This is a genomic window from Allorhizobium sp. NPDC080224 (assembly GCF_050281005.1).
Taxonomy (GTDB): domain Bacteria; phylum Pseudomonadota; class Alphaproteobacteria; order Rhizobiales; family Rhizobiaceae; genus Allorhizobium.
The window spans coordinates 3,126,779-3,152,772 of sequence record NZ_JBNNWJ010000001.1; the positions used below are offsets into that span (position 1 = coordinate 3,126,779).

The 25,994-nt window shown below is 62.0% G+C and carries 22 protein-coding genes; 13 read left to right on the top strand and 9 right to left on the bottom strand.

Annotated features, from left to right (window positions below):
• Positions 1-282: 282 nt before the first annotated feature.
• From tkt to ACQKP1_RS15425, 8 genes are all read left to right on the top strand, one after another.
• Positions 283-2,265, top strand: a complete 1,983-nt coding sequence (gene tkt, locus ACQKP1_RS15390) for a transketolase (protein ID WP_427275922.1) — start codon at positions 283-285, stop codon at positions 2,263-2,265.
• A gap of 75 nt (positions 2,266-2,340) precedes the next feature.
• A complete protein-coding gene (gene gap, locus ACQKP1_RS15395; RefSeq protein WP_427275923.1) occupies positions 2,341-3,351 on the top strand; it encodes a type I glyceraldehyde-3-phosphate dehydrogenase in 1,011 nt (336 codons plus the stop codon).
• Positions 3,352-3,600: 249 nt separating this feature from the next.
• Entirely contained in the window at positions 3,601-5,259 is a 1,659-nt protein-coding gene (locus ACQKP1_RS15400) for a BCCT family transporter (RefSeq protein WP_427275924.1), read from the top strand.
• 214 nt (positions 5,260-5,473) lie between these two features.
• Positions 5,474-7,303: a potassium/proton antiporter gene (locus ACQKP1_RS15405; protein WP_203017460.1), complete on the top strand. Its 1,830-nt coding sequence runs from the start codon at positions 5,474-5,476 to the stop codon at positions 7,301-7,303.
• 84 nt (positions 7,304-7,387) lie between these two features.
• Entirely contained in the window at positions 7,388-8,587 is a 1,200-nt protein-coding gene (locus ACQKP1_RS15410) for a phosphoglycerate kinase (RefSeq protein WP_427275925.1), read from the top strand.
• A 428-nt stretch (positions 8,588-9,015) separates the two neighbouring features.
• The gene (locus ACQKP1_RS15415) at positions 9,016-9,930 is read left to right on the top strand and encodes a fructose bisphosphate aldolase (protein WP_427275926.1); all 915 of its coding nucleotides are present in this window, start codon (positions 9,016-9,018) and stop codon (positions 9,928-9,930) included.
• Positions 9,931-10,055: 125 nt separating this feature from the next.
• Positions 10,056-10,979 carry a PhzF family phenazine biosynthesis protein gene (locus tag ACQKP1_RS15420; protein WP_427275927.1) on the top strand — a complete coding sequence of 308 codons (924 nt, stop codon included), beginning with the start codon at positions 10,056-10,058 and terminating at the stop codon, positions 10,977-10,979.
• 163 nt (positions 10,980-11,142) lie between these two features.
• A complete protein-coding gene (locus ACQKP1_RS15425; protein WP_427275928.1) occupies positions 11,143-11,586 on the top strand; it encodes a PACE efflux transporter in 444 nt (147 codons plus the stop codon).
• 9 nt (positions 11,587-11,595) lie between these two features.
• On the opposite strand, the gene ACQKP1_RS15430 is transcribed toward ACQKP1_RS15425, so the two are convergent.
• Positions 11,596-11,751: a hypothetical protein gene (locus ACQKP1_RS15430; protein WP_006726853.1), complete on the bottom strand. Its 156-nt coding sequence runs from the start codon at positions 11,749-11,751 to the stop codon at positions 11,596-11,598.
• Positions 11,752-11,958: 207 nt separating this feature from the next.
• On the opposite strand from ACQKP1_RS15430, the gene ACQKP1_RS15435 reads away from it, so the two are divergent.
• The 4 genes from ACQKP1_RS15435 to ACQKP1_RS15450 all read left to right on the top strand — a co-directional run bounded on the left by ACQKP1_RS15435 (position 11,959) and on the right by ACQKP1_RS15450 (position 15,527).
• Positions 11,959-13,254: an MFS transporter gene (locus ACQKP1_RS15435; protein WP_427275929.1), complete on the top strand. Its 1,296-nt coding sequence runs from the start codon at positions 11,959-11,961 to the stop codon at positions 13,252-13,254.
• Positions 13,251-13,445, top strand: coding sequence for a DUF1192 domain-containing protein (locus ACQKP1_RS15440; RefSeq protein ID WP_427275930.1), 195 nt, complete (start codon positions 13,251-13,253; stop codon positions 13,443-13,445). The genes ACQKP1_RS15435 and ACQKP1_RS15440 overlap by 4 nt, the downstream gene beginning before the upstream one ends.
• A 360-nt stretch (positions 13,446-13,805) precedes the next feature.
• Complete coding sequence (locus ACQKP1_RS15445; RefSeq protein ID WP_427275931.1) at positions 13,806-14,324, top strand: DUF1465 family protein; 519 nt, start codon at positions 13,806-13,808, stop codon at positions 14,322-14,324.
• Positions 14,325-14,465: 141 nt separating this feature from the next.
• Positions 14,466-15,527, top strand: a complete 1,062-nt coding sequence (locus ACQKP1_RS15450; protein WP_427275932.1) for a patatin-like phospholipase family protein — start codon at positions 14,466-14,468, stop codon at positions 15,525-15,527.
• Between the two features lie 80 nt (positions 15,528-15,607).
• Here the strand turns inward: ACQKP1_RS15450 and rpmE are convergent, their stop codons facing one another.
• Positions 15,608-15,829, bottom strand: a complete 222-nt coding sequence (gene rpmE / locus ACQKP1_RS15455) for a 50S ribosomal protein L31 (RefSeq protein ID WP_006726858.1) — start codon at positions 15,827-15,829, stop codon at positions 15,608-15,610.
• Between the two features lie 188 nt (positions 15,830-16,017).
• On the opposite strand from rpmE, the gene ACQKP1_RS15460 reads away from it, so the two are divergent.
• Positions 16,018-17,820, top strand: a complete 1,803-nt coding sequence (locus ACQKP1_RS15460) for an ABC transporter transmembrane domain-containing protein (protein ID WP_427275933.1) — start codon at positions 16,018-16,020, stop codon at positions 17,818-17,820.
• An 11-nt stretch (positions 17,821-17,831) separates the two neighbouring features.
• Here the strand turns inward: ACQKP1_RS15460 and ACQKP1_RS15465 are convergent, their stop codons facing one another.
• The 7 genes from ACQKP1_RS15465 to ACQKP1_RS15495 form a co-directional block, all read right to left on the bottom strand.
• Positions 17,832-19,478, bottom strand: a complete 1,647-nt coding sequence (locus tag ACQKP1_RS15465; RefSeq protein WP_427275934.1) for an FAD-binding dehydrogenase — start codon at positions 19,476-19,478, stop codon at positions 17,832-17,834.
• 88 nt (positions 19,479-19,566) lie between these two features.
• The gene (locus ACQKP1_RS15470; RefSeq protein WP_427275935.1) at positions 19,567-20,598 is read right to left on the bottom strand and encodes a peptidoglycan -binding protein; all 1,032 of its coding nucleotides are present in this window, start codon (positions 20,596-20,598) and stop codon (positions 19,567-19,569) included.
• A complete protein-coding gene (locus tag ACQKP1_RS15475) occupies positions 20,599-21,630 on the bottom strand; it encodes a flagellar motor protein MotA (RefSeq protein WP_203017472.1) in 1,032 nt (343 codons plus the stop codon). It abuts the gene before it with no gap.
• Between the two features lie 99 nt (positions 21,631-21,729).
• Positions 21,730-22,530, bottom strand: a complete 801-nt coding sequence (locus ACQKP1_RS15480) for an inositol monophosphatase family protein (RefSeq protein ID WP_006726863.1) — start codon at positions 22,528-22,530, stop codon at positions 21,730-21,732.
• 139 nt (positions 22,531-22,669) lie between these two features.
• Positions 22,670-23,935: an MgtC/SapB family protein gene (locus ACQKP1_RS15485; protein ID WP_427275936.1), complete on the bottom strand. Its 1,266-nt coding sequence runs from the start codon at positions 23,933-23,935 to the stop codon at positions 22,670-22,672.
• A gap of 180 nt (positions 23,936-24,115) precedes the next feature.
• Positions 24,116-25,306, bottom strand: coding sequence for a tetratricopeptide repeat protein (locus ACQKP1_RS15490; protein ID WP_427275937.1), 1,191 nt, complete (start codon positions 25,304-25,306; stop codon positions 24,116-24,118).
• An 8-nt stretch (positions 25,307-25,314) separates the two neighbouring features.
• Complete coding sequence (locus ACQKP1_RS15495) at positions 25,315-25,962, bottom strand: thiamine phosphate synthase (protein WP_427275938.1); 648 nt, start codon at positions 25,960-25,962, stop codon at positions 25,315-25,317.
• Positions 25,963-25,994 lie beyond the last annotated feature (32 nt).

Below are 25,994 nucleotides of genomic sequence, written 5' to 3' on the forward strand. Positions count from 1 at the left end.
CATGTGAGCCGGGACAGTAAGCCCCGCCCTTGGCACGCGTCAATAAAGCGCACACCTCCGGAAGAAGCCAATTCTGTGGAAGACTGTCTCGTTCTTGCCACTCCGTAAGTCATCCGGCGCCATCGCACAGGAAAGAGGCAAAGAGATGTTTTCTTGATCCCGGAAACGCCGCAACCCGGCCCATTTGTTGACTTGCGCGATGCACCTGCTAAGGATCACCCCCGTTCAGACGGCCCGTCTCGGCGAGCCGTGTCTCGAAGCCCCGGAACAAGCGGAAAAGCCATGATTTCTCCCGAAAAACATCAGCGGATGGCGAATGCGATCCGTTTCCTCGCCATGGATGCAGTGGAAAAGGCCAATTCCGGCCACCCCGGCATGCCCATGGGCTGCGCCGATGTCGCGACCGTTCTCTTTACCCGCTACCTGAGCTTCGACCCCAAGAACCCGCTCTGGCCGGACCGCGACCGCTTTGTCTTGTCGGCAGGCCATGGCTCGATGCTCATCTACTCGCTCCTCTATTTGACCGGCTATGAGGACATGACGATCGAGGACATCAAGTCCTTCCGCCAACTGGGCGCCAAGACCGCCGGCCACCCGGAATACGGCCACGCCTCGGGCATCGAAACGACCACCGGTCCGCTCGGTCAGGGCATCGCCACGGCCGTTGGCATGGCACTCGCCGAAAAGAAGCTCGCAGACGAGTTCGGCTCGGAGCTGCAGGACCATTACACCTACGTGCTCGCAGGCGACGGCTGCCTGATGGAAGGCATCAGCCAGGAAGCGATCACGCTGGCTGGCCACCTGAAGCTCAACAAGCTGATCGTCTTCTGGGACGACAACGGCATCTCGATCGACGGCGCGATTTCGCTGGCCGACTCGACCGACCAGCACGCCCGCTTCCGCTCGGCCGGCTGGAACACCATCGCGATCGACGGCCATGATCCGGAAGCGATCGCCGCTGCCATCGAAACCGCCAAGGCCTCCGACAAGCCGACCATGATCGCCGCCAAGACCGTCATCGGCTTCGGCGCTCCGAACAAGGCCGGCACGCACAAGGTCCACGGCTCGCCGCTCGGCGCCGATGAGATTGCCGCGACCCGCAAGGCGCTTGGCTGGGAAGACGAAGCCTTCTCGATCCCCGCCGACGTGCTCGACGCCTGGCGTCTGGCTGGCCTGCGCTCGACCAAGACCCGCAAGGACTGGGAAGCCCGCCTGGCTGCCGCCGACGCCGAGAAGCGCGCCGAATTCAACCGCCGCTTCGCTGGCGAACTGCCCGGCACGCTCGCCGGCGCCGTCGACGCCTACAAGAAGAAGCTCGCTGAAACCAAGCCGACGGTTGCAACCCGCAAGGCTTCGGAAGATGCGCTTGAAGTCATCAACGGTGTCGTCACCGAAACGCTCGGCGGCTCTGCCGACCTGACCGGCTCGAACAACACCAAGACCAGCCAGACCAAGTCGATCACCCCGACCGACTTCTCTGGCCGTTACATCCATTACGGCATCCGCGAACACGGCATGGCGGCTGCGATGAACGGGATTGCGCTTCATGGCGGTCTGATCCCCTATTCCGGCGGCTTCCTGATCTTCTCGGACTATTGCCGTCCGTCGATCCGTCTGGCTGCCCTCATGGGCATCCGCGTCATCCACGTCCTGACCCATGATTCCATCGGTCTGGGCGAAGACGGCCCGACCCACCAGCCGGTCGAGCACATGGCAGCCCTCCGCGCTATCCCGAACCTCCTGATGTTCCGCCCGGCCGACGCCACGGAAACGGTGGAATGCTGGCAGGTGGCACTTGAAACCAAGGATCGTCCGTCCGGCATCGCCCTGACGCGCCAGAACCTGATCCCGGCCCGCACCGAGTACGAGGAGCGCAATCTTTGCGCCCAGGGTGCTTACGAGCTGATCTCGGCCAGCGACGCCAAGGTCTCGATCTTCGCCTCCGGTTCGGAAGTCGAAATCGCGATGAAGGCACAGCAGCAGCTGGAAGCCAAGGGCATCCCGGCTCGCGTCGTCTCCGTCCCCTGCTTCGAACTCTTCTTCGAACAGGATGCGGCCTACCAGGAAGCGATCATCGGCAATGCGCCGGTCAAGATCGCCGTCGAAGCCGGCATCCGCCAGGGCTGGGACGCGATCATCGGTTCCACCGGCACCTTCATCGGCATGAAGTCGTTCGGCGCCTCCGGCCCGGCCAAGGAACTATACAAGCATTTCGGCATCACGGCTGACGCCGTCGTCGCTGCCGCCGAAGCCAAGCTTGCCTGACACCATCCCGCCAGGGCGTCCCCCGGGGCGCCCTGACATTGCCCAAGAGCTCAATATTCAATCGGGAGTGCACCAATGACTGTGAAAGTTGCCATCAACGGCTTCGGCCGTATCGGACGTAACGTTCTCCGCGCCATCGTCGAATCCGGCCGCACCGACATCGAAGTCGTCGCGATCAACGATCTCGGCCCGGTCGAGACCAACGCGCATCTGCTGCGTTACGACTCGATCCACGGCAAGTTCCCGGCCACCGTGAAGGTCGATGGCGACACGATCACCGTCGGCGGCGGCAAGCCGATCAAGGTCACCGCGATCAAGGATCCGGCAACCCTTCCGCACAAGGAACTCGGCGTCGATATCGCGATGGAATGCACCGGCATCTTCACCTCGCGTGACAAGGCCGCCCTGCACCTCCAGGCTGGCGCCAAGCGCGTCATCGTCTCGGCACCGGCTGATGGCGCTGATCTCACCGTCGTCTTCGGCGTCAACCACGACCAGCTGACCAAGGACCACCTGGTCATCTCCAACGCCTCCTGCACGACGAACTGCCTGGTTCCGGTCGTCAAGACGCTTGATGACGCCGTCGGCATCGACCACGGCTTCATGACCACGATTCACTCCTACACGGGTGATCAGCCGACGCTCGACACCATGCACAAGGATCTCTACCGCGCCCGCGCGGCAGCGCTCTCCATGATCCCGACCTCGACGGGTGCAGCAAAGGCCGTTGGCCTCGTCCTGCCGCATCTCAAGGGTCGTCTCGACGGCACCTCGATCCGCGTGCCGACCCCGAACGTCTCGGTCGTCGACTTCAAGTTCGTCGCCAAGAAGAACACGACGGCTCAGGAAATCAACGACGCCATCATTGCCGCCTCGAACGGCGCGCTGAAGGGCATCCTCGGTTACACCGACGAGCCGCTGGTTTCCCGCGACTTCAACCACGACAGCCATTCGTCGATCTTCGCGCTCGACCAGACCAAGGTTCTCGAAGGCAACTTCGTGCGCATCCTGACCTGGTACGACAACGAGTGGGGCTTCTCCAACCGCATGTCGGATACGGCAGTGGCAATGGCCAAGCTCATCTGATCTCAATCAACTGATCTCGCATGAAGGCGGGCCAGCAATGGCTCGCCTTTTTTGTTTCGGGCAGCGTTCGGACGACGGCCAGAAAAATTGCTCCGCAAGGGGAACAATCAGCCGCCTCGCAAGTTGCCCATACGAATTGTGGCGCAAATGCGGCCACCCTTGTGGTCGCTTCACCACATTCCGGCGCAGGTCATGCGCCTACTTCCAGTGCTGCTCAGCCCCTGATGACATCGAAAGGATACCGGACCATTGGCTCTCACAACGACCGATCCCCATACAGCCGTCGCCGAAGATGCGATACCGGCGCCCGAAGGGCGGACCGAAATCATCGACACTGATTATGAGATCGGTCAGGACAACATCAACTTCCGCCGCCGTTTCGTCTTCGAGCTCGACATCCATAATGTCGTCTTCAGCGTCTCGGCTCTGTCAATCGTACTCTTTACCTTCCTGACGCTGGCCTTCCAGACCACGCTCGAACCGGCCTTCACGGGTCTCAGGAACTTTCTGACGAGCAATCTCGACTGGTTCTTCCTGCTGACGGGCAATGTCTTCGTGCTCGTCTGCATCGGCCTCATCCTCTCGCCGCTCGGGCGAATCCGGCTTGGCGGACCCGAAGCAACACCTGATTACGGCAATCTCGCCTGGTTCTCGATGCTCTTTGCCGCTGGCATGGGCATCGGCCTGATGTTCTACGGGGTCTCCGAGCCCATGGGACATTTCACAGCAGCGCTTGGCGGACCGGTCTTCGAAGACGGCGTTCGCACGGACTGGGCGCCCTTGAATGGCGCCGCTGGCGATCCTGAAGCAGCACGCCGGCTTGCCATGGCCGCAACGATCTTCCACTGGGGCCTCCATCCCTGGGCGATCTATGCTGTCGTTGCGCTGTCGCTTGCACTCTTCTCCTTCAACAAGGGCTTGCCGCTCACCTTGCGTTCGATCTTCTACCCGATCTTCGGCGAGCGCGTCTGGGGCTGGCCGGGCCATGTGATCGACATTCTCGCGGTCTTCGCGACGATCTTCGGCCTGTCGACTTCGCTCGGCATCGGAGCACAGCAGGCAAGTGCCGGCCTGGAATTCCTGTTTGGCATTCCCTCGACCGAGACCACGATGATCCTGCTGGTGCTGGCCATCACCTGTGTTGCCATCGCATCGGTGGTTGCCGGCATGGACAAGGGCGTGAAGCTGCTCTCCGAGGTCAATCTCGGCCTGGCGGCTCTACTGTTGCTCTTCGTCATCGCCGTTGGCCCAACCATGCAGATTATTCAGGGCTTCTTCCTGAACCTGAAGGCTTACGCCACCTATCTGCCGGCCCTGGCCAATCCCTTTGGTCGTGAAGACACCAACTTCTCGCAGGGTTGGACGGCCTTCTACTGGGCCTGGTGGATCAGCTGGTCGCCGTTTGTCGGCATGTTCATCGCCCGTGTCAGCCGCGGTCGCAGCGTACGTGAGCTCCTGACCGCAGTGCTGCTCATTCCCTCGCTTGTCTCCATCCTCTGGATGACGGCGCTTGGTGGCACGGCGATCAGCCAGTTCGTCAACGACGGCCTGACCAGTGTCCAGGACGCGGCGCTTGAGCTGCAGCTATTCGAGATGCTGGCTCACCTGCCGATCACAGCGGTAACCTCGTTTGTCGGTATCGTGCTTGTGATCGTCTTCTTCGTGACGTCATCGGACTCCGGTTCGCTTGTCATCGACACGATCTCAGCCGGCGGCAAGGTCAATGCGCCGGTCCCGCAGCGCGTCTTCTGGGCGAGCTTTGAAGGTCTGGTGGCTGTGGCCCTGCTTCTCGGCGGGGGACTGGTCGCGCTCCAGGCAATGGCGGTCTCCACCGGTCTGCCCTTCGCGATCGTCTTGCTCGGCGCAAGCTATGCCTTGATCAAGGGACTCCTGTCGGAACCAAGGTAAAACTCTATCAGGGCGGATTTAAAAATTTAAATCCGCCCTAATATCATCATGATCCCATTGCATTTTCCCTATGCCATTCGGCAAATCTGAGTTTCATGAAATTGTCAGCTTGCAGGCATGTCGCATGCGCAGACGCAATCGGTCTGACAGCCGCCGCCTGCCTGAGAACGAGCGGGACCTCGGTGAGGGGCGATAGGGCGAGAGGGGAAGAGGATTGAGTGAGTTCTATGCGGTCACGCTGGTTGCGACAGCCCTGGTTTTCCTGGCCGCGTTTTCGAGCCTCATAGCCTTCCGCTTCGGCGCTCCCCTCCTTCTGCTCTTCCTGACGATCGGCCTTGGTGCCGGCATCGATGGTCTCGGCATCGAGTTCTCCAACTTTCCGCTTGCCTATGTCATCGGCTCGCTTGCTCTGGCGGTCGTCCTTTTCGATTCCGGTTTTGGCACCTCGCTCCAGTCCTTCCGGCTTTCGGCCGGCCCCGCCCTCACTCTGGCGACACTCGGCGTGCTGCTGACCACCATTCTCGTCGGGGTCGCCGCGCATTTTCTGTTCGGCCTCACCTATCTCGAAGGCATGTTGCTCGGCGCGATCCTGGGCTCGACCGACGCCGCAGCCGTGTTCTTCCTCCTCCGTATTGGCGGCATCAACATCCGCGACAGGGTTCGTTCCTCTCTGGAAGTCGAATCCGGCACCAACGACCCGATGGCAATCTTCCTCACCATCGCGCTCGTCGAACTGATTACGACCGGCAGCGGCTCCGATGGCCTGTCGCTAGAATTGCTCAGGCTCTTCATCGAACAGATGGGCATAGGCCTGATCCTTGGCCTCCTCGGTGGCGCTTCGATCGCCTTCATCTTGCGCAAGCTGCAGATCGAGCAGGGGCTCGCGCCGATTTTCATGTTGGCGATGGCGCTGATGATTTTCGCCTTCACCGGCCTGATCGGCGGTAGCGGTTTCCTCGCCGTCTATGTGGCTGGCATCTACGCAGGCTCTCGGAAATTGCCTTCAACGGTCTCGATCAAGCGCTTCCAGGACGGCATGACCTGGCTTGCCCAGATCATCATGTTCTTGGTCCTCGGACTGCTGGCGACCCCGTCGCAGTTTCCGGAAATCCTGCTGCCGGCAGTTCTGCTCGCTCTTTTCCTGGTCTTCATCGCCCGACCGATCGCCGTCTGGCTCTGCCTCTTGCCCTTCGACTTCACCCAGCGCGAAACCGGCTTCATCGCATGGGTGGGCTTGCGCGGCGCCGTCTCGATCCTGCTCGGCATCGTGCCCGTCGTCGGAGCGATGGAAAACGGCCAGACCTTCTTCAACACGGCCTTCATCGTCGTCATGATCTCGCTCGTGCTTCAAGGCTGGACCATCAAGCCGCTTGCGAAACGCCTCGGCCTGATCATTCCGCCGCGCATCGGCGCAATCGACAAGGTCGAACTCGACCTGCCGGGCACGGCCAATCATGAACTGCTGGCCTATCGCGTGGTGGCCGGCAGCCCCGTATTGGGGGGTGAGCGCATTCCGCGCTGGGCCATGCCGTCGCTCGTCATTCGAGATGGCAAGTCGATGCGCTATCAATATGCCGGACGCCTGCGCGAGAATGATCAGGTCTATCTCTTCATCGCCCCGACCTATTCGAAACTTCTCGACCGCCTGTTTGCGACCGAAGCGCCGGTCGCAGAGGACGATGGCGAATTCTTCGGCACCTTTGCCATTTCGCCCTCCACCCATGTGCGCGACCTCGACGAAGCCTATGGCCCTCTGTCGATCACGGACAGTGAACGCGGCAAGACCGTTGCCGAGATGATCACCCAGCGTCTCGGCGGTCGCGCCGATTATGCTGACCGCGTCCGCCTCGGCACCATCGTGCTCATCGTCCGCGACATCGACGAACTTGGTCACATTGCCAAGGTCGGCGTTTCCATGGAGCCTGTGGAGCCGGCGACCACCTGGCCGATCTTTCTCAACCTGCGTGAACTCGCCCACGCGACCCGCGACTACCTGCGCCAGAAGCGGGCTGCGGCAAGAGGCGATGTCGGCGGCGAAAAATGACGCTGCTCGCCTTGCACCGTCACGCGAGCGGTGTAAGGTCCGGCCCGTCAGCCCAGTTCAACAGCATTCAAGACGGGTAATTCCATGCCGGCTTTCAAGACACTCGACGATCTCACCGACATCGCAGGCAAGCGTGTGCTTGTCCGCGTCGACCTCAACGTACCCGTCACCGACGGCAAGGTTTCCGACACGACGCGCATCGAGCGTGTGGCGCCGACGATCCTCGAACTGTCTGAAAAGGGCGCCAAGGTCATCCTGCTCGCGCATTTCGGTCGCCCAAAGGGTGAACCGGTTGCCGACCAGTCGCTGTCGCTGATTGCACCCGCCGTCGAGGAAGTGCTCGACCAGCGCGTTGCTTTCGCCTCCGACTGCATCGGCGCCCCGGCAGCAGACGCTATCGCCAAGATGGAAAATGGCGACATCCTGCTTCTCGAAAACACCCGCTTCCACAAGGGCGAAGAAAAGAACACCCCCGAGTTTACCGCGGAGCTCGCGAAGAACGGCGACATCTACGTCAACGACGCCTTTTCAGCCGCCCACCGCGCGCACGCCTCGACGGAGGGGCTGGCCCATCACCTTCCTGCCTATGCCGGCCGCACCATGCAGGCCGAGCTTGAAGCCTTGGAAAAAGGTCTCGGACAGCCGACACGCCCGGTTGTCGCCATTGTCGGCGGCGCTAAGGTCTCGACCAAGATCGACCTCCTGTCCAACCTGGTGACCAAGGTCGACGCTCTCGTCATCGGCGGCGGCATGGCAAATACCTTCATCGCAGCCCAGGGTATCAATGTCGGCAAGTCGCTCTGCGAGCATGACCTTGCAGACACTGCCCGCTCGATCATGGAAACGGCGAAGACTGCCGGCTGCGCGATCGTGCTTCCGGTCGACGGCGTGGTCGCTCGGGAATTCAAGGCTAACGCCGCCAACGAAACCGTCGAGATCAACGCCATCCCGGCAGATGCGATGATGCTCGATGTCGGCCCGAAGTCGGTCGAACTGATCAATGGCTGGATCGGCAAGGCCTCGACGCTGGTATGGAATGGCCCGCTGGGCGCCTTCGAGATCGCTCCTTTCGACAAGGCAACGGTGTCGGCCGCCTTGCACGCAGCCGAACAGACCAGAGCCGGCAAGCTCGTTTCCGTCGCTGGCGGCGGCGACACTGTCTCAGCGCTCAACCATGCCGAAGTCGCTGACGACTTTTCTTATGTCTCGACCGCCGGCGGCGCCTTCCTGGAATGGATGGAAGGCAAGGAACTGCCGGGCGTGGCTGTCCTTACCAAGGGCTAAACGACGGCGGCTCAACCGCCCGATATTTCGAATGAACCGCGTGCCTCCCGGGCGCGCGGTTTTTTCGTACGTCATTTGGCCGTCGACAGAGACGTGTTACCATCCCCCCAAGGGAACCTCCGGCACACGCGATGGGTTTGTATCGTGACGAGCCGGATCGCGAAGAAGGCATCGGCCGGACCGCGCAACGCACGTCAATTGAAACGGATTTAAAAATCTTTGAATTTTCAAACGATTGAAATGATTTCAATCGTTTCAATAGCTTAGCAGCCCATTTTCCCCTTGGGGAAGTTCTGTTATCGCCGATGTCACCACGGTCCTGAGAGGCCGAAGAGGGTCAGGGAGTGACCGGACGGCCAGAGTGTCCGTCCTAAGAGCAAGACAACAGTCCGGCGCCATGCGCGCCATGATCGGGATAGGAGTGAGTTATGGTGGACGCAAAGATGTTGAACAAGATCACCTCGGCGCCGGGCTTCATCGCTGCGCTGGACCAGAGTGGGGGTTCGACACCCGGCGCCCTGCGCCTCTACGGCGTTGCCGAAACCGATTATAACGGCGACGACGAGATGTATCGCCTGATCCACGCCATGCGCGTGCGCATCATGAAGGCACCAGCCTTCTCTGGCGACAAGGTCATCGGCGCCATCCTATTCGAGCGCACGATGGACGGCGACGTCGACGGCGAACCCGTCCCCTCCTTCCTCTGGGAAAAGCGTGGCGTCGTGCCCTTCCTCAAGATCGACAAGGGACTGCTCGACGAAGAGAACGGCGTCCAGTTGATGAAGCCGATGCCCGACCTCGACACGCTCCTGACCCGCGGACGCGACAAGGGCATCTTCGGCACCAAGATGCGCTCGGTCATCGCCCATGCCGACAAGGCCGGCATCGCCGCCGTCGTCAAACAGCAATTCGAAGTCGCGCGCCAGATCATCGGCCAGGGTCTCGTCCCGATCGTCGAACCGGAAGTTTCGATCAAGAGCCCGAGCAAGGCCGAGGCCGAGACCATCCTTCGCGAAGAGATCGCCGCCGAGCTCAACAAGCTGCCCTCCGGCGACAAGGTCATGCTGAAGCTGACCATTCCGACAGTCGCCGATTTCTACGCGCCTCTCGTTTCGCATCCCTCCGTCGTTCGGGTCGTCGCACTCTCCGGAGGCTACAGCACGGCCGACGCCTGTGAAAAGTTGAGCCAGAACCACGGGATGATCGCAAGCTTCTCGCGTGCGCTGGCCGAGAAGCTGCGCGTCTCGATGAGCGACGCCGAATTCAATGCGAGCATCGCCGCAACCATCGACCAGATCTATGCCGCAAGCGTCAACAAGGTCGGCGCGATCGCCGCCGAATAGACGGCGTTCACGGCCTCCGGTTGATCCGCGGCCGCACGCGAAATCTTGTCATCAGGACACGAAAGCCCGGCCATGCGCCGGGCTTCTTGCGTTATTAGGATGCGCTAGAATCCTCTGGAGCCATCATGCCGTCCCCTTCCCGCAGCATTCCCTTCGTCACCCTCGACGTCTTCACTGACACCCGCTTCTGCGGCAATCCGCTTGCCGTGATCACGGACGCCCGGGGCTTGAGCGACAAGGAGATGCAGGAGATTGCGGCCGAGTTCGGCTATTCCGAGACGACCTTCGTGCTGCCGCCTGATGATCCAGGCAACACAGCAGAAGTCCGCATCTTCACACCGGTGACGGAAGTGCCCTTTGCCGGACATCCCAATGTCGGCACCGCTCACGCGCTGGCCATCGAAGGCAACGTCTTCGGCAAGCCTGTCGCAGATCGCATCCGATTCGAGGAGAAGGCGGGACTCGTCGAGGTGAGCGTGAACCGTGGCGCAGACGGCACGGTGACGGCTACCACCATCCGGGCACCCGGGCCACTGACAACAGGCGCATCGATTGCACCCGAGATCATGGCACCATGCCTCGCCCTCGCACCCGACGACATTGTCACCAGCCGGCACCACCCCATATTCGCCTCCGTCGGCCTGAAGTTCATCCTGGTCGAGGTGGCAAACCTCGACGCGCTGGCAAGGGCTGCGTCTCGCCTGGAGCCGCTGACGGCCCTGAGGCAGATGCATGCCGGCGAAGATTGCGACTGCGCCACCTTCCTCTACACCTGGGTCGGGCCGCACCATCTGCGTGCGCGCATGTTTGCACCGTTCGACAATGTGATCGAAGACCCGGCGACTGGCAGTGCATCCGCAGCCCTTGGCGCCTTCCTGACGACGCTCGCACCTGCCGCGGGGGAGCGGCACATTCTCGTTGAACAGGGCGTGGAGATGGGGCGCCGCAGCCTGATCAGGCTTGCCGTACGGACAAGCAACGGCGCCTTCGACCATGTCGAGATCACCGGAAGCTCCGTCCTTGTCATACGGGGTCAACTGGCGCTCTAGTTTCCCGCACGCCCGCGCACTCCCCGGATCCCGGCCGAAAACTTCGACGAGCGTACCTTGCCGCCTCCGTTCCACATGACTATATCAGTGCCCGAGGACGACCTCCCCACAATGGGCCTGATTGACTGCGGGACGACCCGCCTGTTTTCCCGGAGGGAAGAACATGCGGAAGACCGCAGATCGTATTCGTCACGCAATAAGCTTTGAACTCATCGGACTGGGCCTGGTCATTCCGCTCGGCACCCTGGCATTCGCAATGCCAGCGAAAGACATCGGTGTCGTCGGTGTCGTCGGCGCGACCCTCGCGACCTTCTGGAACTATATCTACAATCTCGGATTCGACCACCTTCTGCGCCGCCTCACTGGCACGACGCTGAAGACCGTGTCCGTCCGCATCGTTCACGCTGTCCTCTTCGAGGCCGGCCTGCTGATGATCCTGATGCCGTTCATCGCCTGGTATCTGCAGATCAGCCTCTGGCAGGCCTTCGTCATGGACGTCGCCTTTGCCCTCTTCTATCTGGTCTACGCCTTCGTCTTCAATTGGGCCTATGACCGCGTCTTCCCCTTGCCCGAGTGGAAGACGGAGAAGGCCCCAGCGCCCCAGTGACAAGAGATCTCAGGGTCGAATCAGAAGCGTAACCGACCAGGTGACGAAGGCGACGATGGCGAGTTTCCAGAAATCGCTGCGTCGCCTCAGACCCGGAAGGCCGAGCGGCTTGATGATCTGCACGATCATGGCGAGGATCAGGAAGGCGGATATGGCCTTGGTCATAGAATTTCCCTGTGGAGCCCGGACGGGATGCCGCGCCGACGGCTCTTGATGCGGCGGGACAGCCACACCGCTGTCACTTTTGCCCGCCAGAACTTGATCCTGCAAGCACCAAGGTCGCATTCAGACAACGGTAGGAAGATCCTTCTATTGTGATTCTGCCGTGCTCCTCCGATTCGGGCGCCCTCCACACCAATCGACAAGAATGCCATGAGACGTAATCTTCTGCCGGTAATGGCCCTGCTTCTGGGCACGCTCTTCCTCTTCCTCGGAAACGGCCTGCATGGTCTGCTCCTGCCCGTGCGTGGGGCAGCCGAAGGCTATTCCAACGAAGTCCTCGGCCTGCTCGGAACCACCTGGGCTGCCGGCTTCGTGCTCGGCTGCTTCGTGGCACCCAAGCTGGTCGTGCGGGTCGGCCATGTCCGGGCTTTCTCGACCTTCGTTGCCCTTATTCTGGTGAACGCGCTCCTGACCGGCATCGTTGTCGATGCGACCTGGTGGGTCGCGCTGCGCGTCATCACAGGTTTCTGCACCGCAGGCACGTCGATGATCATCGAGAGCTGGCTGAACGAGCGCGCGACCAATGAGAGCCGCGGCATGATCTTCTCCTTCTACATCTCGATCACGCTGATCGGTGTGGTAGCGGGACAGATGCTGGTCGGTGCCTTTGACCCAGCAACGACCATTCTCTTCATGATCTGCGGCATCGTCTACGGCTTCGCGATCATGCCAACCTTGATGTCGACGGCAGCCACGCCGCAGCCGCTCCGGTCCATCAAGCTCGACTTGCCATTGCTCTATCGCAACTCACCCGTTTCCTTCGTCGGCATCCTCATGATCGGCATCGCCAACGGTGCCTATGGCACGCTCGGGGCCGTCTTCGGATCCCGTGTCGGTCTCGACCCGTCGACCATCGCGCTACTCCTGTCGGTCACGATCTTCCTCGGCGCCATCATGCAGTTTCCGGCCGGCAAGCTCTCCGATCGCATCGATCGCCGCAATGTCTTGGCAGCACTTTCGGCGCTCGCCGCCTTCGCCGCCCTCGCAATGGTCGCGATCACGCCGTCAGATCCGCTCTGGATCTTCATCTTCGTCGGCGTATACGGGGCCGCCGCCAACGCGCTCTATCCGATCGCCGTGGCCCACGCGAACGACTTCGCCAAACCCGACGAGTTCGTGAAGGTCTCCGGTGGCCTGCTGCTGCTCTTCGGCATCGGCACGATCATCGGACCGACCCTCGGCGGTCCGGTCATGACGGCTGCGGGCCCTTATGCGCTCTTTGCGGTGACCGCGATCGCGCATCTGCTGATTTCAGCCTATGCGATCTATCGCAGCCGCACACGCGCCGCGATCCCGGCCGAGGATCGTGAAAACGTGCCGAACCTCCCGATCTCCGCGTCGCCCATGAGCAGCACGCCGGAAGGCCTGAGCCTCGATCCGCGTGCTGCCCCCTTGCCGGAGCAGGATGAATTGGAGGACACTCCGGAAATGGAGGCACGCACATGATTATCGACGAGGAACCCCGCAAAAGTAGCACAGGCCACGAGCTTGGCTGCGAGCTCTCGGCAATCTCAGCTGACGAACTTCGCCACCGCATTGCGCTTCTGGAAGCCGAGATCGATCGAATCAGGGGTGAGATCGACCGCAAGGAAGCGGGCCGGAAGGCCGCCGATAGCCTGTTTGGACCGAGATCCTAACCGTCAATATTCGGTGAGGCGCTCGTGATGTCTTGAAACGATCTGAATCTCAACTTGGCGTTTACTCTTCGTTAACGCATTTGAGGGAAACTACAGTCACCCCGATCTTCGGGCTCAGCTGGTTCGTTTCATGGAAACTCCTTCTGATTTCTCCCTGTTTTACCTTGAGAGCCGCATCTGCGGCTCTTTTTTTGTCCAAAGGGGCAAAGGTTTCACGAAAGTGTGGGAATTAACCCTTCCTTAAGTTTCACCTTGCGGATTTGGGCTATTGGTAGCATCGTAGCCTCACAAAATGCGGCAGGAACAAGTTCGTAGCACTGTCGTTACATGCCTAAGTGATGCGTTTACAGGGAAACATCCATGTCTGAACTCGGTATCAATACGGTTAGCTTTGCCGGTCGTGTGGCAGCGTCCAGCCAGTTCAAGGCGACCTATGCCGAGGGCATGGGCCTTGTCGAAGAAACCGCAGCTTATCTCGATGGCCCGGGTCGCGCAGCCGCGAAGGTATTGCCCCGCCAGGCCTCCGTTCTCTACGCAGCGGAATCGATGCGCCTGACCACCCGCCTCATGCAGATGGCCTCCTGGCTTCTTCTGCAGCGCGCCGTGAACAACGGCGAAATGAGCCGCGATCAGGTCCTCTCTGAAAAGAGCAAGGTTCGTCTCGACGGCTTCAACGTCGATCGCGCCGCACCCGGCTGGAACGACCTGCCGGAAGCTTTCCGCGATCTCGTCGAGCGTTCGCTGCGACTGCAGAACCGCATCGCCCTCCTCGACCGTGAAATATATCGTCCGGCCAGCGAAGAAGAATTCCAGCCTGACAACGAAAACAGCGTTCAGGCCCAGTTGAATCTGCTGCGCACCGCTTTCAACGCAGGCTGATCACGCCTTAAGCACGACCTCGACCCGGCCAGCGAAAGCTGCGCCGGGTTTTTTCATGCTTGAACCAAGTGGATTGCAAAGATTAGCATTTACAACTTTAAATATTATGCGACACTCTCCTGAACAGGGGAAGTTGAGCACATGGCAAGGTTCATTCTTTCGATCGATGGCGGTGGCATAAGGGGCACTATCCCAGCCGCTGTACTGACCGTCCTCAAGGACAAGCTCGAGAAGCGGGACAAGCGCCTGCCACTGCATCGCTATTTCCATCTGATTGCCGGGACGTCGACCGGTGCGATCATCGCGGCGGGTCTGACCTGTCCGAAGCCGGGAAAACCCGCAGAGCCGGCCGCCGACCCCAGGACACTGCTCGATCTCTACAGGCGCAAGGGCGCGGAAATCTTCAACATCGGCCTCTTCCGCAAGATCGCCAATTTCGGCGGATTGTTCGAGGAACGCTACGATGCGGCTCCGCTCGAAAAGATCCTGCGGCAGATGCTTGGGGAGAAAAGCGAGATCAAGGACGCACTCGGGAAGGTTCTGATCACCGCCTATGACATCCATGCGCGGCGTGCGGTCTTCATGACCAATGCCGACAAGGATCACGAGCGCTTCCTCTTCTGGCAGGCTGTGCGTGGCTCGTCGGCCGCACCAACCTACTTCGAGCCGGCCATGGTCGAGGACCTTGCCGGTCAAAGTCATGTACAGATCCCGGCCATCCCGCTGATCGATGGCGGCGTCTTCGCCAACGATCCAGCCATGGCCGCCTATGTCGAGGGCTGCAAGCTCGGCTGGCGTGACAATGACCTCGTCATCCTGTCGCTGGGAACGGGATCGGCCAACCGCAAGATCCCCTACCAGCAGGCCAAGAGCTGGGGCGCGGGTGGCTGGATCAACCCGGCCAATGACACGCCGCTGATTTCCGTGCTGATGCAGGGACAGTCGAGCACGACATCCTACCAGTTGAACAAGCTGTTGAACGTCGACCCGCCCCGCTTCTCCGATGGTGCGACGGTGGTCACGACAGCCAACCGGAAGACGCTCAACTATTTTCGGCTGGATGCACCGCTCGTCGGGGTCAACGACGCGCTCGATGATGCCACGCCCGACAACATTTCGAAGCTGGAGCGCTTCGGCCTGACGCTCGCTGAAAAACACGATCTCGCGCTCGAAGAGATCGCCGATCGTCTGGCGGCTATCTGATCCACTCGGCAGAAATCAGGCGCAAATGCAAAAAGCCCGGCACAACGGCCGGGCTTTTTGTATGATATCGTTCGAAACGATCAGAGGCCGAGGCCGCCGAACCGCTTGTTGAACTTCGAAACGCGACCACCGCGGTCCAGCAGCTGCTGGTTGCCACCGGTCCAGGCCGGGTGCGAGGTCGGGTCGATTTCGAGGTTCATGACGGCGCCTTCCGAACCCCAGGTCGAACGGGTCTCGTATTCGGTGCCGTCGGTCATGACGACCTTGATGACGTGGTAGTCGGGATGGATGTCAGCCTTCATCGCTCTATTCCTGCTGTGCCGTGGGGTCCAAATGCCGCAATTGCCTCGGCAGGACCTATTCAATAGATGAAGCCGCAGTCCGTCTGAGCTACGGCTTCCCAATTCGATGCCGTGCCTATACATGAAGGACGCAGGGATAACAAGTGCCATGGCGCGAAAGCAACTGGGCACTGAAGGAGCATGACAGAGTGACCTTGGAAGCCGACACAACAGACAAGAAACGACGCTCTCTGAAGCCTCTGACCAGCCTCTTTCCTTACCTCAAGCGCTACAGAGGTCTCGTTGCCGGCGCGTTGATCTTCCTCTGCCTCGCAGCCGCGACGACGCTGGCGCTGCCGATCGCCATCCGCCGCATGCTGGACCACGGTTTCCAGGCCGCCGACAGCGAATTTATCAACGCATACTTCGCCATGATGATCGTCATGGCGCTCGTCCTCGCAGTCGCAAGCGCCCTTCGCTACTACTACGTCATCACCATCGGCGAGCGCGTGGTCGCGGATCTGCGCCGCGACGTCTTCGCCCATGTGACGAAACTGTCGCCCTCCTTCTTCGACATCAACCAGTCGGGCGAGATCGTCTCACGCCTGACAGCGGACACGACTCAGCTGAAGTCGGCCGTCGGCGCCACGGCGTCGCTGGCGCTCCGCAACACGATCCTCTGTCTCGGCGCCGTCGTCATGATGATCGCGACAAGCCCGAAGCTTTCGATCATGGTGCTTGCGGCGATTCCCGTCATCGTCTTCCCGCTGGTCGGTTTCGGGCGCTCGGTCCGCCAGCGCTCGCGGGCCGCCCAGGACACGCTCGCGGAAGCCTCGTCCTATGCCGGCGAAGTCATTGGCGCCGCCCGCACCCTCCAGGCCTTCAACGCCGAGGAAGCCGCACGCACACGCTACTCGTCCTCCGTCGAAAGCGCCTATGAAGCGGCACGTTCCGCCATCCGCTCGCGTTCTCTCCTGACCGGCGTTGCCATCGCCTTGGTCTTCGGCAGTGTCGTCGGCGTCCTCTGGTACGGCGCACAAAGCGTGCTTGCAGGCACCATGAGCGGCGGCACGCTCGGCCAGTTCCTTCTCTATTCGCTGATTGCCGCCGGCTCGCTCGGCACGCTTTCGGAGGTCTGGGGCGAGCTCTCCCAGGCCGCCGGTGCCGCCGAACGCCTGCATGAACTGCTTGCTGAACACCCGGCCATTGCAGCACCCGCCGTACCGAAGGCGCTCCCCGAACCCGCCCAGGGCAGTGTCCGCTTCGAGGACGTGCATTTCAGCTACCCCTCGGCACGAACCAAGTCTGCACTCAACGGTCTTTCCTTCTCGGTCGCCCATGGCGAGACGGTCGCAATCGTCGGCCCCTCCGGCGCGGGCAAGAGCACGATCTTTTCGCTGATCCTGCGCTTCTATGATCCGCTATCCGGCACCATCCGGCTGGATGGCATCGACATTCGCGAAGCCGATCCCGAGGCCGTACGCGCCCGGATCGCAATCGTCCCGCAGGACACCACGATCTTCGCCTCGTCGATCCACGACAACATCGCCTTCGGCACGCCGAACGCCTGTCGCGGCATGGTCGAAGTTGCAGCGGAAGCGGCCCAGGCGAGCGAGTTCATCGGCCGCCTCGAGAACGGCTTCGATACGATCGTTGGCGAACGGGGCGTGACCTTGTCGGGCGGCCAGCGCCAGCGCATCGCGATTGCCCGTGCCCTGCTGCGCGACGCCCCTCTCCTGCTGCTAGATGAAGCAACGTCCGCCCTTGATGCCGAAAGCGAGACGCTCGTGCAGAAGGCACTCGACGGCCTGATGCGCGACCGCACCACGATCGTCATCGCTCACCGACTTGCGACGGTGCTGAAGGCCGACCGCATTCTCGTGCTCGATGATGGCCGCATCGCCGAGGAAGGCACCCATCAGAGCCTCATCCAGCAGGGCGGCCTCTACGCCAAGCTCGCGCGTCTGCAGTTCGAGACCGGCGGCCGCGACTTCACCGCGGCCGCGCAGTAAGCGCAGCGGGCTTATCGCCCGACGCTTCTTCCCGCCACGCGGCCGGAGAACAGGCAGCCGCCGAGGAATGTCCCCTCGAGCGCATTATAGCCATGCATGCCGCCGCCGCCGAAGCCGGACACCTCGCCGGCCGCGTAGAGCCCCGGCACCGGCTTGTTCTCGCGGTTGAGCACGCGCCCCTCGAGATCCGTGTGCAAGCCGCCCAGCGTCTTGCGCGTCAGGATATGCAGTCTGACGCCAATCAGCGGACCAGCGGCCGGATCGAGCAGACGGTGGGGCTTGGCAGTCCGCATCAGCTTGTCGCCAAGATAATTGCGGGCGCCACGGATCGCAGTCACCTGCGCGTCCTTGGAGAAGCTGTTTTCCATCTCCCGGTCACGCGCTTCGATCTGCGCGCGCAAATGATGGACGCCGAGCCGATACTCTCCAGAAAGCTCGTTCATGCCCGCAACGAGATCTTCGAGATTGTCGCGCACGACAAAATCCTCGCCCTTGTCCATGAAGGCCTGCACCGGGCCCGGCGGGTTCTTGCCGAGGCGTTTCAACAGCAGCGGATAGTTCTTGTCCGTCAGATCGGGGTTCTGCTCCGACCCGGAGAGCGCAAATTCCTTCTTGATGATCGCCTTGTTCAGGATGAACCAGGAATATTCATGCCCGCGCGCCCGGATTGCCTTCAGGGTCCCGAGCGTGTCGAAGCCGGGCATGGCCGGCGCCGGGAAACGGTTGCCGTCCACATCGCACCAGAAGGAGGACGGCCCCGGAAGGATGCGGATACCATGGTTCGGCCAGATCGGATCCCAGTTTTTCAGGCCTTCCGTATAGTGCCACATGCGGTCGCCATTGATGATCTCGCCACCGACGGCCTGAGTGATCGACAGCATGCGACCATCGACATGAGCCGGTACGCCTGCGACCATGTGCTTCGGCGGCGGCCCCAGGCGCTCGACCGGCCAGCTCTTGCGGACGAGATCGTGATTGCCACCGATGCCGCCTGAAGCCACGATGACGGCGCCGGCCTTGACCTCAAATTCGCCGACGACGTTGCGGGAACTCGATCCGCCGCGCGGCGTCGCATCACCGGCCAGAAGAACGCCAGTGGCACCCGTCACCGCTCCGTTGGTGACAGTAAGACGGTCGACCTGGTGCCGGAAAAGAAAGGCAAGCTTGCCCTCTTCCGATGCCGCCTTGGCGCGGCGCACGAAGGGCGCAAGCACGCCGGGGCCTGTGCCCCAGGTGACGTGGAAACGCGGGACCGAGTTGCCATGTCCATCGGCATGACCACCGCCACGCTCGGCCCATCCCACCACAGGAAACCAACTGACACCTTGGGCCTTCAGCCAGCTGCGCTTTTCGCCTGCGGCAAATTGCAGATAGGCCTCCGCCCACTGGCGAGGCCAGAAATCTTCCGTGCGGTCGAAGGCGGCGGATCCGAACCAGTCCTGGCGTGCCAGGTCCAGACTGTCGCGAATCCGCATCCGCCGCTGTTCGGGACTGTCGATGAAGAACAAGCCACCAAGCGACCAGAAGGCCTGTCCGCCCAGGTTCTGCTCGCCTTCCTGATCGATCAGCCCGACCTTCAGACCACGATCAGCAGCCTCGGTTGCAGCCACGAGACCGGCCAGCCCTCCCCCGATGACGAGTACATCGAATTCCCGCATGCCTTCCTCCCGACAAGCTTTTTCTTACTTTTACGCGCACGTAAGCAAAGCCGCAAGTTGTCGGACACACAAACAGTTGCGGATGAGATCAGCGTTCGGTCAGCTTGAGTTCGATGCGACGGTTCTGGGCCAAAGTGTCCGGCGTGTCGCCTTCCGCGATCGGCTGGAACTCGCCAAAGCCGGCAGCGACCAGGCGATTGGCGGGAACACCTCTAGAGATCAGGTATTTGACCACCGAAGTGGCACGCGCGGACGAGAGCTCCCAGTTGTCGCGATAGCGACCCGTGCCGGTGAGCGGCGACGCGTCGGTATGCCCGTCAACCCTGAGCACCCAGTTGATCTCATCAGGGATTTCTTGAGCGAGCTCGAGGATCGCCGCAGCGAGCTTGTCCATTTCCCCCTGCCCGGCCGCATCGAGATCGGCGCCGCCGACGGGGAAAAGCACCTCCGACTGGAAGACGAAACGGTCGCCGACGATCCGGATGTTCTCACGGTCGGAGAGGATTTCGCGCAGCCGTCCGAAGAAGTCCGACCGATAGCGATTGAGTTCCTGGACACGCTGGGCAAGCGCCACATTGAGGCGACGGCCGAGATCGGCAATGCGCGCCTGGGAGGCCTGATCCTTGGCTTCGGAGGCCTGGAGCGCACCTTCGATGGCGGCGATCTGCGCGCGAAGCGCGGCGATCTGCTGATTCAAGAGCTCGATCTGGCTCATGGCCCGTGCGCTGACCTGCCTTTCGGCATCGAGTTCATCGGTCAGCCGGCCAACCTTCTGATTGGCGACATCTGCCGAGCCTGCACCGCTGTCGAGCAATTGCTGCAGCCGGGTGCGCTCGCTTTCAGACGAGGAGAGAGAGGATTGCAGCGATGCCAGTGTATCCTGGAGATCCTGGTTGCCGCTCTTCTCCAGTGCCAGCAATTGTGTGAGTTCGGCGATCTGGCTGTTGAGCCGGTTCAGCACCTCGTCCCTGCCCGAGATCTCCCGACCCAGGATGAACTGCGCAATGACGAAGACGGTGAGCAGAAACATGATGGCGAGCAGGAGCGTCGACAGGGCATCGACAAAGCCCGGCCAGTAGTCGACACCGCGCTCGCGGCGGCGGTTGCGCCCGAGCGCCATTTACTTCGCCCCGCCGATCTTGTCATTCAACCGGTCCAGCGTCTTGCGCATGGCGCGCGCGTCTTCCTGCTGGGCTTCGATCCAGTCGCGCAGCATCTGCTGCTCGTTGCGCATGTTCTTGACCAGCCCCTGAATCCCCTCGGCGAGACCGGCAATGGCCGCGACCGAGCGATCATTGCCCTCGCGACTGGCGAGTTTCTGGATTTCCTCGACCAGCAGGCGGATATCGTCACTCGCAACAGCGCCGTTTGAAGCGGAGGCGACAGGACGCTCCGAATCGAGATCGGTGACGGAGGACAGCCAGTTTTCGAGTTCGGTATAGAACCTGTTCTGCGCGCGACCAGCCTGGAGATCGAGGAAGCCAAGGATCAGCGAACCGGAAAGACCGAGCAGCGACGAGGAGAAGGCCGTGCCCATGCCAGCGAGCGGCGCCGTAAGCCCTGCCTTCAGCGACTGAAGGATGTCGTTGCCGTCGCCCGACGCAGGATCGAGCGAACCGATGACCTCGTTGATCGAGCCGATTGTGCCGAGCAGTCCCCAGAACGTTCCCAGAAGACCGAGAAAGACGAGCAGACCGATCAGATAGCGGGTGGTGTCGCGCGACTCGTCTAGCCGTGTGCCGATCGAATCGAGAATGGAGCGCAGCGCGGCCGTCGAAATCGCCATCGAGCGGCGGCCACCGATCAGCGCCCGCATCGGCGCCAACAGCTTCGGATCGCGGCCGACCAGCATGGCATTGTCGCCAGCCGCGCGGAAGGAATTGAACCAGCGCACTTCCGGTCGAAGCGCCAAAACCTGGGCAAAGACGAGGATGATGCCGACGACGAGAACGCCGAGGATCAGGCCGTTCAGGCCGGGATTGGTGATGAAGGCGGCATGCGCCTGCCGATAGAGGATTGCCGCGATGAAACACACGATGATCAGGAAGATCACCATCGTCGTGAAGAAGGGCATCGGGCTGGAGAGCTTCTGGCCGTATGCTCCCGGACGGGTCTCACCCACCTCGAGATCCTCCAACTTCACTTTCGCCATGGTACGCTCAACCTCCGGGGAATCTTGACCCGGAGGCTAGTGCAAAATTGAGACGAATTGAAGCCGCGGCCTTTGGGAAAATTTTCCCCGAGGCCAAAATCAGGCCTGCGGCACCGGACGGTTCACGACCTCTTCCAGCGCCTTGCGGATATATTCGTTGCCGGCAAGCACCGTGCCGTTCTCGAACATCTCCTGGCCGCCCTTCATGTCGGAGACGAAGCCACCGGCTTCCTTGATCAGGAGAATACCGGCCGCGATATCCCAGGCATTGAGCTGGGCTTCCCAGAAGCCGTCGAGACGACCGGCAGCGACATAGGCGAGGTCGAGGGCTGCAGCGCCCATGCGGCGCACGCCGGAGACTTCGCCCATGACATGGCGCAGTTCGATGAGAAACTTGCCGTGCTGGCCGCGGCCGAGATGCGGCACACCGCAGCCGACGACGCAATCGGACAGCACCTTGCGGGCGCCGACGCGAATACGGCGATCGTTGAGGAAGGCGCCGCCACCCTTTTCCGTCGTGTAAAGTTCGTCGGTCGCCGGATTAAAGATGACGCCCGCGACGATCTCGCCATTGCGCTCGAGCGCGATCGACACCGCGAACTGCGGAATGCCGTGCAGGAAGTTGGTGGTGCCGTCGAGCGGATCGACGATCCAGCGATGCGCGCCGTCGGTGCCCTTGATCTCTTCGCCTTCCTCGCCGAGGAAGCCATAGGTCGGACGGGCCTTAAGCAGCTCTTCACGCACGATCTTCTCGGCGCGGAAATCGGCCTGCGAGACGAAGTCACCGGGGCCCTTCACCGAGACCTGCAGGTTCTGCACTTCGCCGAAATCGCGCGACAGCGACTTGCCGGCCTTGAGTGCAGACTGGACCATGACATTGAGAAGGGCGGAGCGGGCCATAGATCGAATTCCTTGAAACTGGGAGACGCCGGAAGGCGGCGACGGGCGAGCGCGCGTCGGCGGCGATGTTTGGCCGGTTCAAGACCACAAATGCCGCCGGAATTCAAGGGGCTTGGCCCTTTCGGCTCATGCACGCGGCTCAGACGTGCCCTGCAGCAAAGGTGACGATCAGGCCGCCAGCGACGGCAAGCGCCGATGCGGCTGCGAGCCGAAGCGAGAAACCGCGGCTACCTGCGATCGCTCCATAGGCCACTTTCGCCACCATGTTGGCGGTCACAGCAATCCCGACTGCCATGAGCGCCACGTCGAGCGAGAGCGCAGGCAGCATGCCGGCGACCGTGACCGTTGCCGCATCGACATCGGCAAGCGCCGTCAGGCCCGAGACCACGTAAAGGCCGCCGTCACCAAAGATCTGGCTTGCCGCACGCGCGATGAAAGCGATGACGGTGATCAAAACAGCCATCTTGATGACCTGCGACAGCTCGAACGGATTACCGGGCAGGTCTGCCTCTGAGGCCGTGTCGGCGCGAGCGATGGCCGTCATGGCTCCTGCCAGCATGACTCCACCGGCAACGAGTAGGCCGGGCAACAGGCGCCAGCCGAGCGCCGGAGCGAGCGCGAGGAGAAGAAGCGCCGTCCGGAAAAGTGAGACGCTGCCGGCAGCGATCGCACCGGCTGCGGGACCGGCGGCCACTGCCGTGTTCTGGCTCTGGCGCGCCATGGCGAGCGTCGTTGCAGTCGAGGAGACAAGCCCACCCACGGCACCGGCGATGAGATCCCCGCGCCCGCCACCGATCAGCCGGACGGCGACGTAGCCAACATAGGAAATGGAGGCGAGCATGATGACCAGGATCACGAGACTGCGGGGCGAGACCCCGCCGAACGGGCCATAGGGATCAGCCGGAATGAGCGGCAGGAGCACGAAGCCCATGGCAAGCAGCACGACCGCCGAGCGGAGCTCGATCCACGTCAGCCGCCGGATCGCGGCATGCAGGAACTCGCGGCTGGCAAGGATCGTGACCGTGGCAGCGCCCGCCGCAGAGGCAACCGACATATCGCCCGCAACAGCAAGCGCACCGAGGCCAAACGTGGTGATGCCGGCAATGACGGTCGTCGCGCTGAACGAGCCTTCGGCCCGCGCCTCCATCAGGCCAAACAGCAGGAGAACCACGGCAATCACGATCAGGAAGCTCGCAATAATGAGCCCGGACAGTCCGGACGGCGTCATGCCTTGATCAAGAAGCCCGCCGATCCCGCCGGTCATTCCAATTAGCGTGAAGGTACGGATCCCGGCGATGCGCGCCCCCTCGGGCTCGTCGCGCTCGCGCCAGTGGCGTTCGACGCCGATGGCGGCACCGATGGCGATCGCAAGCCCGAGACGTTGAAAGACATCGATGAGATCCATGACCGCCGCCCTTCCCTTGATACCAGATCTCGACAGCAGGAACCGATGGGATCGGCCCCACCTATCCTGCAGGCCAAGAGAGATCGGCTAGGCGCGCCGCACCTCGCCGATGGCCTCTGACGGCCATCCTATACGCATCTATTATAGAGACTTGGTATACAGCGGCAGAACCTGGTCTCGTCAGATCCGACGGAAGCGGTTGGCGAGATCGATCGCCTGCTTCTGCTGTTCTTCGTTCAGTCCCAGATAGAAGTCCTCAAGCGCCGGATCCTTCAGCCCCGCGCGACGCGACAGCACATACCACTTGGCGGCTTCGACCGGATTGGGGCCAGTTCCGAGCGCATTGATATAAAGATGGGCGATCCGATTCTGGGCAACCACATTCCCACGCGCAGCTGCAATGCTCAGCCAGCGATAGCCGGCCTCGTAGTCGCGGGGGCCGTTATAGCCGTTGACCAGCCATAGCCCCATGTCGAGCTGGGCGGTGTCGAAACCGGCGCGAGCCGCCCGCATCATCCATTCGCGAGCGCGCGCCTTCTTTTCCGGAGGCACGTCCTTCAACGCGGAATAGACCTGCGCCAGCGCATATTGCGCATCGGCAATCCCCTGCTCGGCAGCCTTTTCGTAATAGGGCATGGCGGCGGTCAGGCCGCGCACGCCGGGCGTGCCCGACACCAGGATCTGCGCCCAGTTGAACTGCGCCGAGGCATTGCCGGCATCGGCCGCGCGCCGCATGTAATCATCGGCCTTGGCTCTGTCCTGCGGCACTTCGCGACCCTCCATCAGGAGAAGCGCATATTTGAACATGGCAGACGGATCGCCGCCCTGGGCAGCCTGACCATACCAGAAAGCAGCGCCTTTCAGGTCACGCTTCACACCGAGCCCGCGTGACATGATTTCCGCAAGCAGTGTCTGCGCCGCGGGATCACCGAGCTGAGCGCGCGGCAGCGCCTTGTCGACGGCCGTCAGGAACAACCCGCGCTGGAAAGCGCCATAGGCCTCGTCGGGCTTTCCATCATAGGGCTTTTCCGGCGGCAGTTCCGGCAGCGGTGCACCCATGCGCAGGTAGATATTGATGCCCTGCAACTCGTCCGGCTTATCGTCCGCGGTCGGCTTGCCGCCCTTGGTGACAGGCGGCAGGGAATCCCGGTCACCGCGATCGAGCGTGTTGGCGTCGCCCGCGCTGCTGCTGGGTCGTGCCCCGCGTTCGATCTCGCCCGCTTCGTCGGGATCGGCCGGCAGGATCGCCGGTGCGTCGCCGATCTCCAGACCATCCTCGCTCTCCTGTCCGAGCACCGGGCTGGCCAAGGCAAGGCATGCCCCGGCGAGCGCGGCGAGAATCAGGCGATGATGGGACGAGATTGAACGCATGAGGCGGTTCAATCTTCAAACCGTGGCGCTTTTTCGTCAAGCTCGGCATTCACCCGGGTCACAATCGCGGCAGCTTGTGCCGGATCGGCAAAGACGGCCTTGCCGAGCGCCACGAATTCCACGCCGCTTTCGGCAACGATGACGGCCGAGGAGGGGTCGGTTCCGCCCATGACGATGGCCGGGATCTCGATCATCGACGACCACCATTCGCCGAGCGCGACATTCTTCGAGTGCGCCTCCGGCTTGATGTCGCCGTCGAGTTTGCCGAAGAAGATATAGTCGGGCTGGATCTCGCCCATTTCCAGCGCATGGTGGCGGTCCATGGCATTGCCACCGCCGACGATCAGCTTCGGCGCATGCTTCTCGACGGCCTCGGCAAGGGCTTCGGCATTGCCGCTGACATGCAGTCCATCCGCCTTGACCCGACCCGCGACGCGACTGTTGTCGACGACGAGCGCTGCAGCACCCGCCTCCTGGATGACCGGAACCAGCATCTCGGCATGCTTCTGGAAGACGGTGTCGTCGAGCCCGTATTGCGGGATGATGACCGATGCGACATCGCCGCCGCGCAGCGCATTGCCGAGCACTTCGGCGCGCTCGGCGGGATCCGCCATATCGGGAACGATGAGGACCAGGCGGCAGCGATTATCGATCATGCGCGGTGTTTCCGTGTGCGGGACAGGTCCGT